The 12,161-nt window shown below is 73.0% G+C and carries 10 protein-coding genes and 2 pseudogenes; 9 read left to right on the top strand and 3 right to left on the bottom strand.

What is annotated here, in order from left to right:
- The first annotated feature begins 173 nt into the window (after positions 1-173).
- The 3 genes and pseudogenes from GUY61_RS26140 (at position 174) to GUY61_RS26130 (ending at position 2,257) form a co-directional block, all read left to right on the top strand.
- Positions 174-956: a DUF72 domain-containing protein gene (locus GUY61_RS26140; protein WP_166632696.1), complete on the top strand. Its 783-nt coding sequence runs from the start codon at positions 174-176 to the stop codon at positions 954-956.
- Positions 957-1,152: 196 nt separating this feature from the next.
- Positions 1,153-1,545, top strand: a pseudogene (locus tag GUY61_RS26135) (DUF3662 domain-containing protein); the annotation flags it as partial.
- A gap of 547 nt (positions 1,546-2,092) precedes the next feature.
- Positions 2,093-2,257 (top strand): hypothetical protein, encoded by a 165-nt coding sequence (locus GUY61_RS26130; RefSeq protein WP_166632694.1) that lies wholly within the window; start codon positions 2,093-2,095, stop codon positions 2,255-2,257.
- A 126-nt stretch (positions 2,258-2,383) separates the two neighbouring features.
- Here the strand turns inward: GUY61_RS26130 and GUY61_RS26125 are convergent, their stop codons facing one another.
- Both GUY61_RS26125 and GUY61_RS41300 read right to left on the bottom strand, forming a co-directional pair.
- A complete protein-coding gene (locus tag GUY61_RS26125) occupies positions 2,384-2,845 on the bottom strand; it encodes an SRPBCC family protein (RefSeq protein ID WP_166632693.1) in 462 nt (153 codons plus the stop codon).
- Positions 2,846-2,934: 89 nt separating this feature from the next.
- Entirely contained in the window at positions 2,935-3,321 is a 387-nt protein-coding gene (locus GUY61_RS41300) for a DUF6233 domain-containing protein (protein WP_166632692.1), read from the bottom strand.
- 292 nt (positions 3,322-3,613) lie between these two features.
- On the opposite strand from GUY61_RS41300, the gene GUY61_RS26115 reads away from it, so the two are divergent.
- Entirely contained in the window at positions 3,614-4,888 is a 1,275-nt protein-coding gene (locus GUY61_RS26115; RefSeq protein ID WP_166632691.1) for a ricin-type beta-trefoil lectin domain protein, read from the top strand.
- A 97-nt stretch (positions 4,889-4,985) separates the two neighbouring features.
- Positions 4,986-5,393, top strand: a complete 408-nt coding sequence (locus tag GUY61_RS26110) for a VOC family protein (protein WP_166632690.1) — start codon at positions 4,986-4,988, stop codon at positions 5,391-5,393.
- Between the two features lie 106 nt (positions 5,394-5,499).
- Here the strand turns inward: GUY61_RS26110 and GUY61_RS26105 are convergent, their stop codons facing one another.
- On the bottom strand, positions 5,500-5,760 hold the full coding sequence (locus tag GUY61_RS26105) for a WhiB family transcriptional regulator (protein ID WP_166632689.1): 261 nt from the start codon (positions 5,758-5,760) through the stop codon (positions 5,500-5,502).
- A 229-nt stretch (positions 5,761-5,989) separates the two neighbouring features.
- Here GUY61_RS26105 and GUY61_RS26100 point away from each other — a divergent pair, with 229 nt between their 5' ends.
- From GUY61_RS26100 to GUY61_RS39285, 4 genes and pseudogenes are all read left to right on the top strand, one after another.
- Positions 5,990-6,172, top strand: coding sequence for a hypothetical protein (locus tag GUY61_RS26100; protein WP_166632688.1), 183 nt, complete (start codon positions 5,990-5,992; stop codon positions 6,170-6,172).
- 1,161 nt (positions 6,173-7,333) lie between these two features.
- Positions 7,334-8,527 (top strand): glutamate--cysteine ligase, encoded by a 1,194-nt coding sequence (locus tag GUY61_RS26095; RefSeq protein WP_166632687.1) that lies wholly within the window; start codon positions 7,334-7,336, stop codon positions 8,525-8,527.
- A gap of 180 nt (positions 8,528-8,707) precedes the next feature.
- Positions 8,708-10,492, top strand: a complete 1,785-nt coding sequence (locus tag GUY61_RS26090; RefSeq protein ID WP_166632686.1) for an N-acetylglutaminylglutamine amidotransferase — start codon at positions 8,708-8,710, stop codon at positions 10,490-10,492.
- Positions 10,465-12,161, top strand: a pseudogene (locus GUY61_RS39285) (hypothetical protein); the annotation flags it as partial. The gene GUY61_RS26090 and the pseudogene GUY61_RS39285, both read left to right, overlap by 28 nt.

The following is a 12,161-nucleotide window of genomic DNA, read 5'->3' as shown; positions in this document are numbered from 1 at the left end:
ATCCCCACCTCCACGACCACCTTCAGGCCGTACGACGCGTTCGGCGCGCTCGGCGGCCGAGTCCGGAAGGATCCGGCGGGCGGAGCGGCACACGGGCGCCGCACCGCCGGGTGATGTCCCAGGGACCGCCCGCCGCGCCCGCGGGATCCCGGCGGGCGTGTTTCGATGAGGGCATGACCCTGTTCGTCGGCACCTCGGGCTGGCAGTACAAGGACTGGCGCGGCGTCCTGTACCCGGAGGGACTGCCTCAGCGGCTGTGGCTGGAGGAGTACGCCCAGAGGTTCGCCACCGTCGAGAGCAACAACGCCTTCTACCGGCTGCCCACCCGGGAGAACTTCGCCGCCTGGCGGGACCGCACACCGCCGGACTTCGTCGTCGCCGTCAAGGCGAGCAGGTTCCTGACCCACATCAAGCGGCTGCGGGAACCGGAGGAACCCGTGCAGCGGCTGATGGATCACGCCGCCGGCCTCGGCGACCGGCTCGGACCCGTCCTCCTCCAGCTCCCACCGACCCTGCGGGCCGATCCCGCCCTCCTCGACGCCTGCCTGCGCTGCTTCCCCGCCGGTGCCCGCGTCGCGGTCGAGCCCCGCCACGACTCCTGGTGGACCCCGGAGGTCCGCTCCGTGCTGGAGGAGCGGGGCGCCGCCCTGTGCTGGGCGGACGTGGGTTCCCGGCCGGTCGCCCCGCTCTGGCGGACCACCGGCTGGGGCTATCTGCGGCTGCACTCTGGGCGGGCCGAACCCTGGCCGCGCTACGGCCGGCAGGCGCTGACCACCTGGGCGCGTCGGCTCGCGGACACCTGGTCCCCGGGCGAGGACGTCTTCGTGTACTTCAACAACGACCCGGGCGGCGCCGCGGTCCGGGACGCCGTTGTTTTCGCCCGCGCCGCTCAGGCGTCCGGCGCGGCCGTCACCCGTGCGCCCCGGCGTCTCCCCACGCCCGCCGGGGCGCACTGAACGGCCGTCCCCGGACACGGCCCCGGCAGGCGAGGCGGCCCCGACGAGTTCCGGCACAGGCACCCGACGCGTTCCGGCACAGGCCGGGCCTGCAGCTGGGCCCGGGGGATACGGCGACACGGCGCGGGAAGGGGCGATTTGGGGCCGTTCGCCTCTTACGGGCGTGGGGGAGTGGGTTGCGGGCAGGCGCCTTGTCATGGGAACGCTGAAGCAGTGGGAACGAGTGATGGAGCGTCGGCTGGAGGCCCTGCTGGCCAGGATCTTCCGCAGCGAACCGGTCGAACTGGTCGATGCCCTGCGCCGGGAGTGCGACGGCCACGCGGTGGTGTGCAGCGAGAACCGGGTGGTGGTCCCGAACGCCTACGACGTCGAGCTCGCCGACACGGTGCACGAGCGACTGGCCCGGCAACGCGACCGGGTGGGGCAGGCGCTGACGGACAGCCTCGTCCGGCACGCCGAACGCAACGGGTACGAATGGGCCGGTTTGCTGACAGTTCACCTCAGGAGGTCGAGCGAGGTGCCCAACGGCCGTTACCGAGTGGCCAGTTGCGCCATGCGGCACATACGTGCCGGGTCGTTCGCGCTGGCCGCGGGCGACGCGGCCGCCCCGACAGCCGCCGGGTCGACCACTGCGGAGCCGTCCGCCGCCGAGCCGTCCGCCGCGGTCAAATCCGCGCAGCCGGGCGGCCCGTCGGTGCAGGCTCCGGAGGCCGCGTCGCGCGTCCTCCCGGCATAGCCGGTGTCAGGAGGCCTCCACCGTCCCTCGGCGCCCGGTGCGTTGCACAACTGCCCCCGGACCGGAGACGCCCGCCCCGTTTCCGTTCGCGGCGCGGAGGCGTAACTCCGGCGGCTCGCGCGGTTCGTGCCTGCGGGCATTGCCCACCCACTACACACTCAGTGTATAGTCCCGGGTATTCCATCCCGCCTCAGAGGGCGCGGCGGCCGCCCCGGGCAATGCCGGAACTCGCGCTGCGCGCAGGGGTTCCGAGCCGGCATCGGCCCGGCCCGTCACCCGCATCCCTGGCTTCATGGCGCGGGCGGGGCACGCCGGCTGGACGGCTTCGGCAAGGTCTATCCGCCGAAACCGGCTGCCGGTCGCCGTCGGCCTGCTGGTGGCGGGGGTCGTGGGCACGGCCATGGGGAACGCACTTCTCGGCCTCGTCGGCAGGACCGCGGACGTGGACCGGCTCGACATGCCGGAGATCGCGGGCATCGGGGCGGCCCGCGTTCTTCTGGTCACCGTGCCGACGGCGCCGGCCCCGCGGCGGACCACGCGACCGGAGGGGCTCCGCACCGACTAGGGGGGAGCGCACCCCGGCAGGGGGAGCGCCGAGGTTTGCGCTGGGCCGGGCTTTCGGCGGAACGCCCGGCGCCCCGACGGCCGTCCGCGGGCCGTCGGGGCGGGGGTGGGTAGAAGCCGTGACCGGTCAGGAACCGGGCCTGATCCGGCCGCGCCAGCCTCCGCTCTCGCCGCCCTGCTGCTCGATGAACTCCTTGAAGCGCCGCATGTCGCCCTTGATCCGGCGGTCGATCATGCCGGTCATGTCAGCGGCCTTGTCGACGACACCGCTGGGTTCGACCTCCATGACGAGCTCCACCCGGGTGTGTGTCTCGTCAAGACGCTGGAAGCTGACCACACCCTTCTGCTTGGTGTCGCCGCTGATGGTGCGCCAGGCGATCCGCTCGTCGGGGAACTGGTCGACGATCTCGGTGTCGAACTCCCGCTTCACGCCACTGACTTTGGTGGTCCAGTGGTTGTGGCGGTCGTCGATCTGCGTGACCCGCTCGACCCCCTCCATGAACTGGGGGAACTCCTCGAACTGCGTCCACTGGTTGTAGGCGGTGTGGACCGGGACCTCGACCTCCACCGACTCCTTCACCGTGCTCATCGTTTCGCGCCTCCCTTTCGTGGTGGCTCCGTGCGAGGTGCGCCCCGCACGGATTTCGTTCTCCGCCCGGGTACCCGCTGATCCGCGCTCTACGGGTCGAGGATCTCGAGGTCGGCGTCGGGGCGGCAGAACGGGCAGGCGGGCACCTGTTCCACGGCGATGGCGGAACGTGCCTGTTCCCTGGTGAGGGGTCGGTGCTGCTTGCCCCGCATCGGGCAGTCGGCGTGGTGGACCGCGGACGGCCTGCGGCCCTTGTCGTACGCCACGAGCCACTCGGGCGGGACGGGCGCGGGGCGCGCGGAGCGGGCGCCGGCCGTCTCGATGTCATGGATACGTCGGCGCACGCGTTCCAGGAACAGCGCGGCCCAGCGCTCCAGGACGCGCAGCCTCTCCAGATCGGGCGGCAGATCGTCCGCACCCGGGGCACCGGGTGCCCCGGTGAACGTGTCGGCGGGTCTCTGGGAGCCCTGGCCCACCGCTACGTCACCTCTTCGTTCTCACACACAAGGCAATGGTACATATGTTCGAATATTCCCGCGAGGTCGGGGTGTCAAGCGTGGGCCGCAGGCCTGGACCAAAGTCTTGACAGCTTGTTCGGGTCGCCCTTAAATCAAGATCTGAATTAAGTGCTGCCGCGGCTTGTCGCACCGGGCCGTGCGCACCGATCTCCCGCTCATGCCCAGCGCGCCCCCACCCCCCACCATGTCGGCCGAGAACCTGTCATGTTCTGGACAGGCTGCTCGCCGTGAACGCAGCCGGATGTGACCCATGAGTCCACGCACGAGCCCGCACAAGCTCCGCCGCCGCCTTCTCCTGCCCCTCGGCGTCCTCGCCCTCGCCCTCACGGCGCTACCGTCCGGGCCCGCCACGGCCGCCCCGGCCCCCGAGCCCGTCGCCGTTGCCGCCGTCGCCGCCTTCAACGACGACTTCGACGGGCCCGCGGGCTCCGCCGTGGACAGCGCCAAGTGGCAGATCGAGACCGGCGACAACGTCAACAACCACGAACGGCAGTACTACACGGCAGGCAACCGCAACGCCGCCCTCGACGGCCAGGGACACCTGGTGATCACCGCCCGCAAGGAGAACCCGGCGGGCTACACCTGCTGGTACGGCAGCTGCCAGTACACCTCCGCCCGGCTGAACACCGCGGGCCGCTTCACGCAGACCTACGGCCACTTCGAGGCACGTATGAAGGTCCCGCGCGGACAGGGCATGTGGCCCGCGTTCTGGATGCTCGGCCACGACATCGGCGATCCCGACGTGGGCTGGCCGGCCAGTGGCGAGATCGACATCATGGAGAACGTCGGCTTCGAGCCCTCCACCGTGCACGGCACCCTGCACGGCCCCGGCTACTCCGGCAGCGGCGGCATAGGAGCGGCGTACACCCTGCCGAACGGCCAGGTCTTCGCCGACGGCTTCCACACCTTCGCCGTCGACTGGGCCCCCGACTCCATCACCTGGTCCGTGGACGGGCAGGTCTACCAGCGCCGTACCCCCGCCGACCTCGGCGGCAGGACATGGGTGTTCAACAAGCCGTTCTTCCTGATCCTCAACCTCGCGGTCGGCGGTTACTGGCCCGGAGACCCCGACGGCACCACGGTCTTCCCCCAGCAACTCGTGGTCGACTACGTGAAGGTCACCACGGGGGAGGGCGGAGCCGGCCGCACGGGTCCGATCACCGGGCTGGCCGGCAAGTGCGTCGACGTGGCCGGCGCCGACCCCGCCAACGGCACCCCCGTCCAGCTCTACGAGTGCAACGGCACGGCCGCCCAGCAGTGGACCGTCGGCACCGACGGGACCCTGCGCGCCCTCGGCAAGTGCCTCGACGTCACCGGCAACAGCACCGCCGACGGCGCCGGGCTCCAGCTCTGGGACTGCACCGGTGGACCCAACCAGCGCTGGGCGATCTCCTCGGCGAGAGACATCGTCAACCCGCAGGCGGACAAGTGCCTGGACGTGACGGACAACAACTCCGCCAACGGCACGCGGCTGCAGATCTGGACGTGCGCGGGGACCGCCAACCAGAAGTGGGACACGCCCTGACGGATCCGGAATCCGGGGAATCCGCGGCGGGGGCGATGAGTTTCCGGCGCCGGGGCCGTCTGATGCCGTGAAAGGCCCACACGACGAAGGACGGCCCATGTACCAGCAGATGATCTTCGTAAACCTCGCGGTCGACGACCTCGACACGTCGAAGAAGTTCTTCACCGAGCTCGGCTACTCGATCAACCCGCAGTTCACGACGGACGACTGTGCCTGCGTCGTCATCAGCGACACCATCGTCGCGATGCTGCTGACCAGGCAGCGCTACCAGGACTTCACCAGCAAGAAGATCGCGGACTCCACCACGACCTCCGAGGTGCTCCTGTGCCTGAGCGCCGAGAGCCGGGAGAAGGTCGACGAGCTCGCCGACAAGGCGCTGGCCGTGGGCGGCTCACCCGCGGGGGAGCCCCAGGACCACGGATTCATGTACGGGCGCTCCTTCCAGGACCCCGACGGACACACCTGGGAAGTCATGTGGATGGACCCTGCCGCCGTCCAGGGCTGAGCCCGTGCGCCGGCGCCCCGGCCGCACACGCGAAAGGCGCCACCCCACGGGATTGTGGGGTGGCGCCGTCGCGCGGGCCCCGTACGGGATACCGGCCAGCCCACGGCTAGCCCGTGTCCCTGGCACGGCTGCGGACGGCGCGCCTCCGCTTCAGTGCCCGTCGTTCGTTCTCGCTGGTCCCGCCCCAGACACCGATGTCCTGGCCGGCGTCGAGTGCCCACTCCAGGCACTGCTCCCGCACGGGGCAGCGACGGCAGACGGCCTTCGCCTCCTCGATCTGCAGCAAAGCAGGCCCGGTGTTGCCGATGGGGAAGAAGAGGTCGGGGTCCTCGTTCCGGCATGCGGCGGCGTCACGCCAGTCGTCCATGAATAGTCTCCCGCGATCCAGTCGTGTCGTGTGTGAGTCGTTCGCGATGTGCGTCTTTGCCATTCGTCTGTATCCGGGTCTCCCGGCAGGTGGCCCCTGAAACGGCGCGGCGCGGGCCGGAGCCGGTGGCGCGGTGTGCCGCATGGGCGGGCCGGGGCGGGGGTAGCCGGGCAGGGACAGCCCGCACGCCGCGGGGCGGCTCCTTGCGCGAGGGTCGGGGTTGACGTCGATGCAGTCCAATGGCCAAGACCAGATCGACTACCTGGAGCAGGCGAAGGTCTCCTTCCGCCGCCTGGCCACCATGGTCGACACGCAGGACGAGCCGTCGGTGCGGTCCTGCGAAGCGGTCACCGTGTCCCTCGGTCTGATCGCGGTGGCGGAGGAGCTACGCAAACTCGACAAGAAGCACTGAGGGCACGGAGCACTGAAGGCACCGGACGCACCGGACGCACCGGACGCACCGGGCGTCGGGAGCCCGAGCCCGGGACCCGCGGTGCCGCCCGGTGGGGAACAGGGGAGCGCGGCAGCGGTACGCCGGCGCGGCGTAGCCGTAGGGCCGTACGGAGCCTCTGTGCAGGGAGGCCCGGCGGCAAGCGAACACACCGGCACACGAACACACTGGCACGAGTGGGGTGCTGCCCCGCAGGAGGAACCGTGGCAGTTCACCATGACACACACGCCATCGCCGCCGCGGCGGTGACCGCCGCCGTACTGGTGGCCCGCTGGGGAGCCACGGCACGCGGGCCCTCTCGTCGGCCGTCTCCGGTCGCGGCCGGCGTCCGCGCGGCCCGCCGCTCCGGCGCGCCCCGCGCCGTCGGGGTCCGGTGCCGACCGCGCCGTACGGGAGGCCGAGGCGCTCCTCGAACGGTACTGGGCCGAGCTGGGACGTTTCTATCCGCGCCGGGAGGAGCACGGCGACAGGTGATCCGGCCGTCGTCCGACCGGGTGAGGCCGGCGGGGACGCCGCACGGTGCACGGCGCCGCCCCGGCGCGCCTCGGCGAACGGTGGTTTCCGCGGCCGGCACGTCGTACAGGTCCGCGTACCGCAAGTAGGCCGCGGCGACGATGCGCTCGGCCTCGGCCACGCGGGCACGGGCGGCCGGGTCCTCAGCCGGTTCCTCCCACGGGCGAGCGGCCGCGGCGGCGGCGGGAGCGCTCGCGCTCACCCGCGGCGCCGCAGCGCCGGCCCGGCGCCTTTGCCACGAGTCGACTGCCGTGTACAGACTGGAACCGCCGATGAGGGCGGTGACGAGCACAGGCAGCATGATCTCGCTCACTTCGGGCCTCCGCTCGGGATCGGATCGAGCGCCGGGTCCGCCGGGCACCGACCGGCTGCCCCGTCCGGCGCGTTCAACTCCACTGACCACGGCCGAAGTTCGGTCACCCACCCGCCGCCGCGCGGCCACGCACGGACGCGCCGGAGTCCGCGCCGGAGTCCTGGGACCCGCGGGCCGGATGAGGGCCAGGGGTTACCCGCTGGTTGCGGGGGCACCCGGGAGACACAGAGCGCCACCGCATTACCCCCCGGTCGGGGGCCAGGCAGGCGTCCCCGTCCAGATACCGAGGAGTGGCCGTGACCGTTTGCGTGGGTGTGGAAGAGGAGTTTCACGTCCTGGATCCGCTGAGCGGTCTGCTGGCTCCACGGGCGAACGCCATACTGAGCCGGCTGCCCAGACGCGGCTTCACGACGGAGCTGCAGCAGTCCACCGTGGAGTCCAACAGTGGCGTGCACGCGTCCCTCCACGACCTCTACACGGACCTCGTCCGCTCGCGCCGCCTGCTGGACACGGCCGCCTCTTCCCAGGGGCTCGCCGTGGTGGCGGCCGGCACGGTGCCGCTCGCGGGCGTGGCCCCGGTGCCCGCCACTCCCGACCCGCGCTACCGGCACATGGTCGACGAGTACCGCGCGGTCGCCGACGAGCAGCTCATCTGCGGAGCCCAGATCCACGTCGACGTCCCCGACCGCGACACGGCGGTCCGGCTGATGTGCGCGGTATCGCCCTGGCTTCCCCCGCTGCTCGCCCTGTCCGCCAGCTCCCCCCACTGGCTCGGCGCGGACACCGGCTACGCCAGCTGGCGCACCATGCTGTGGCAGCGCTGGCCCACCGCCGGGCCGGCCGGCTGCTTCGCGGACGCCGCCGAGTACAACGCCCATGTGCGGGAACTGATTCGCTCCGGGGTCATCACCGACGCGGGGATGATCTACTACGACGTACGCCCATCCGCCCACCAGCAGACCCTGGAACTGCGCATCTGCGACGCGTGTCCCCGAGCGGAGACGGTGGTGCTGATCGCCGGCCTGTTCCGGGCCCTGGTGACCGACGCCGGCCGGCGGCTCCAGGCGTCCGGCGGCCACCAGTGCCCCGGGCGGCACGAATGGCTGCGCGCGGCCACCTGGCGCGCCGCCAGGTCGGGGCTCGAGGGCGCGCTGATCGACCCGGACACCCGCCGCGCCGCCCCCGCGCCCACGGTGGTCCGCGCCATGCTCAGGAAGCTGCGCCCCGCCCTGGAGGCCCAGGGCGACTGGAGCACCGTGCTGGCGCTCACCGAACGCACCCTGGCCGAGGGCAGCGCCGCCCGGCGGATACGCCGCATCGCCAGGGAACAGGACCTGCTCGCCTGCGTCGACCACCTGGTGGCCGAGACCCGCGGCGAGCGCCGCCCCCCGAGGCCCGCCCGTACGGCGCACCGGCGCATACCCCCGCACGGCGCCGTCGCGTCCGCCCCCAGGCCCGTCACCGGCCCCGTCGAGGCCGTCGGAGGCTGAGAGTCCCGGCGGCGAGCGCTGCCGCGGACCCGCCCGCGACCCAACGCCCGTTCCTCCCGAGTCACCGAGGAGACGTCTCGTCATGTCCAGCAGCACAGTCCCGGCCCGGTCCGGCCGCCGAGGGACCACGGCACCCCCGTGGTCCCTGGGCGACCGCTCACGGCGAGGAGGTGTTGCCCGATGTGCGGCCTGAGCGGAGAGATACGGTTCGACGGCCGCCGGCCCGACCACGCCGCGGTCGCCCGCATGACCGACCGACTTCAGGCCCGCGGGCCCGACGGCCGCGGCGTGTGGACGCGGGGCGCCGTGGCGCTGGGACACCGCCGGCTGAAGATCATCGACCTGTCGGACCTCGGTGCCCAGCCCATGACCGACACCGAGGCGGGGCTGACCGCCGTGTTCAACGGCTGCGTCTACAACTACCGGGAACTGCGTGAGGAACTGCGCGGCCTCGGTCACCGCTTCACCTCCACCTCCGACACCGAGGTCGTCCTCAAGGCGTACCGGCAGTGGGGTACCGACTGCGTCGGCCACTTCCACGGCATGTTCGCCTTCGCCGTCGTGGAGGAGCGGACCGGCCGCGTCGTGCTCGGCCGCGACCGGCTCGGCATCAAGCCCCTCTACCTGGCGGAAGGGCCGGGCCGGCTGCGCTTCGCCTCCTCGCTCCCGGCGCTCCTCGCGGCCGGCGGTGTGGACACCTCGATCGACCCGGTCGCGCTGCACCAGTACCTCAGCTGGCACGCCACCGTCGCGCCGCCGCGCACCGTCCTGAGAGGGGTGCGCAAGCTGCCCCCGGCCACGGTGCGGGTCGTCGAGCCGGACGGCACGTACCACGACCACCGCTACTGGCAGCCGTCCTACGCCCGGCGCCCGGAGCACGAGGGGATGGGCCCCGACGAGTGGCGCGACGCGGTGCTGGGGGCTCTGCGCACCGCCGTACGCCGCCGGATGGTCGCCGACGTCCCCGTCGGCGTGCTGCTCTCCGGTGGCCTCGACTCCTCCCTGATCGTGGCGCTGCTCGCCGAGGAGGGGCAGAAGGACCTCGCCACGTTCAGCGTCGGCTTCGAGTCCGAGGGCGGCGAGGAGGGCGACGAGTTCTTCTACTCCGATCTCGTCGCAAAGACCTTCGACACCGACCACCACCAGCTGATGGTCCCGTCCGACCGCGTGTCGGCGGCCCTGGACGGGGCGGTCGCCGCGATGAGCGAACCGATGATCAGCCACGACGTCGTCGCCTTCCACCTGCTCTCGGAGCAGGTGTCCAAGGAGGTGAAGGTCGTCCAGAGCGGTCAGGGCGCGGACGAGGTCTTCGCCGGCTACCACTGGTATCCGCAGCTGGCGGCCCCCGCCCGTGAGGACGCGGCCCGGGCGTACGCGGAGACGTACTTCGACCGGCCGCACGCCGATCTCGTCCGGATGCTGCAACCGCACATGCTGACCGGGCGCGACGTCTCGGGACGCTTCGTGAGGGACCACATGGCCGCACCGGGTGCAGACACGGCCCTCGACGCGGCGCTGCGTCTCGACACCCACGTCATGCTCGTCGACGACCCGGTCAAGCGGGTCGACAACATGACCATGGACTGGGGCTTGGAGGCCCGCGTACCGTTCCTCGACCACGAACTGGTGGAGCTCGCCGCCGCCTGTCCGCCGGAGCTCAAGCTGGCCGGCGGCGGCAAGGGCGTTCTGAAGGAGGCGGGCCGCAAGGTCCTGCCGGGCCAGGTCGTCGACCGCCCCAAGGGCTACTTCCCGGTGCCCGCCATCAAGCACATGGCCGGTCCTGTGCTCCAGCGAGTGCGCGAGGCACTGTCCGCGCCCGCCGCCAGGGAGCGGGGGATCTTCCAGGACGCGTACGTCGGGGAGCTGCTCGCCGCACCGGACGACCACCGCACCAAGCGCGGGGCCAACGCCCTGTGGCAGGTAGCTTTGCTGGAGATATGGCTGCAGACGCACGGAATCCGCTGACCTGGCAGCGAGGAGCTCAGGGCGCTCCGGAGCGGGCGCGGGACCCGCACGCCACGACGACGGCCTCTGCCCCGCAGGAACCGCCCACGGACCCGGCCCCGACGGGCCCGGCCCCGATGGACCCGGCCCCGACGGGCCCGGCCCCGATGGACCCGGCCCCGACGGGCCCGGGCCCGGTCTCCGACGCGGGCCGGGCTCCGGCCACGGGCGGGGCGGTCCGGGCCGACCCGCCCGCGGTTACGGCTGCCGACCCGGCCGCTCCGGCGCCGACCTCGGCCTCGGGCGGGGCACCGGCCTCGGACCAGGCCGGGCTGCCGGCGACGCCCGCGGGTCCGGCGGCCCTGGCGGAGGCCGCCCCGGCCACGGGTGCCGCCCCGGCCACGGGTGCCGCCCCGGTGCCGAGTGCCCCGGCCGCCGCCCGCCGGCCGGGCCCTGAGGAACCCCGCAGCACGCCCGCGGCCCCCGCGCCCGGCGTGGTCGTGCTCCCGGACGCCCCGGGAGCACGTGACACGCCGGTCCGGCTGACAGCCCACGGCTGCTGGTACCCCTCGGCCGACCCCGCCGGCGCCCGGGTGGCCTTCATCTGCGACCGCGGCGGCGTACCGCAGCTGTGGACCGGTCCGGTCGACGGCGACGAGCCGAGGCTGCTCGACTCCGACCCCGATCCCGTCAAAGAGGTGTCCTGGTCGCCCGGCGGCCGCTGGATCGCCTACACCACGGCCCCGGGCGGCGGTGAGCACACCCGGGTGCTGTGCGTGCGCCCCGACGGCACCGGCCGCCGCGTCATCGCCGGCGCCGAGCCCGGCAGCTCCGCGTATCTGGGCTGCTGGACGCACGACGGCTCGGCCGTCGCCGTCACGGTCGCCGAACCCGTCACCACGGGGGCCGCGGTGGGCGGGCCCGCCGCCCCGGCCGAACCCGGCCTCGCCGATCCCGGCACGTACACCGAGCCGCACCCGGCGGGCTGGGCGGACCGTGACGGGCACGCCGTCCTCCTCGGAGGCGCACACCACGGCGACGTCGGCCCCGGAACCCGAGAAGGACCCGCCCCGCGGCACCCGGCCGCGGACGGCACGGCGTCCGGGGGCGGCCTGGCCGCCTACCTCGTCGACCCGGAGGGCACGGCCGCGCCGGTGCTGCTGGCCACCGAGGCCGGGGCGGCCACCCTGCGCGTGTGCGACATCAGCGTGGACGGGCGGCTCGCGCTGGTGCGCCGTGGCCCGCGCGCCCGGCGCGAGGCGGTCGTCCTGCGCACCGCCGATCTGCGCCCGGCCTGCGTGGTCCCGCTCGCCGACGGAGACCCCTGGGTCGGCGCGTTCGCACCCGAGGGGGACGTCGTGTGGCTGCGGAGCAACGCCGGCCGCGAGTTCGCGGCGCTGCACGCCGCACGGCTGGACCGCGACGGCCAAATGCTGGACCTGTCCGTCGTGGCGGAACGCGAAGGCTGCGAGCTGGAACTCGTGTCCTTCGCCCGGGACAGTCGTACGGCCGTGCTGGCCTGGAACGTCCAGGGCGCGAGCGAGCTGGAGGTCACCGGCGTCCTCCCGTCCCCCGCACCCGGTGCCGGCCCGTCCGGGCCGATGGCTGCCGAGCCCGGCCTGTCCGGTTCCACCGTCCCCGATTCAACCGTCCCCGATTCAACCGTCCCCGTTTCGGCCGTCCCCGTTTC

Source organism: Streptomyces sp. GC420 (assembly GCF_009916105.1).
In the GTDB taxonomy this organism is placed as follows: Bacteria; Actinomycetota; Actinomycetes; order Streptomycetales; family Streptomycetaceae; genus Streptomyces.
This window is presented reverse-complemented; position numbering and strand designations above follow the sequence as displayed.

Excerpts from the sequence above, each read along its gene's own strand:
- GUY61_RS26125 (WP_166632693.1), bottom strand. The coding sequence starts at position 2,845 with ATGAGCACGGTGAAGGAGTCGGTGGAGGTCGAGGTCCCGGTCCACACC.
- GUY61_RS26090 (WP_166632686.1), top strand. The coding sequence starts at position 8,708 with ATGTGCGGCCTGAGCGGAGAGATACGGTTCGACGGCCGCCGGCCCGAC.
- GUY61_RS26110 (WP_166632690.1), top strand. The coding sequence starts at position 4,986 with ATGTACCAGCAGATGATCTTCGTAAACCTCGCGGTCGACGACCTCGAC.
- GUY61_RS26140 (WP_166632696.1), top strand. The coding sequence starts at position 174 with ATGACCCTGTTCGTCGGCACCTCGGGCTGGCAGTACAAGGACTGGCGC.
- GUY61_RS26100 (WP_166632688.1), top strand. The coding sequence starts at position 5,990 with ATGCAGTCCAATGGCCAAGACCAGATCGACTACCTGGAGCAGGCGAAG.
- GUY61_RS26105 (WP_166632689.1), bottom strand. The coding sequence starts at position 5,760 with ATGGACGACTGGCGTGACGCCGCCGCATGCCGGAACGAGGACCCCGAC.
- GUY61_RS26115 (WP_166632691.1), top strand. The coding sequence starts at position 3,614 with ATGAGTCCACGCACGAGCCCGCACAAGCTCCGCCGCCGCCTTCTCCTG.
- GUY61_RS26130 (WP_166632694.1), top strand. The coding sequence starts at position 2,093 with ATGGGGAACGCACTTCTCGGCCTCGTCGGCAGGACCGCGGACGTGGAC.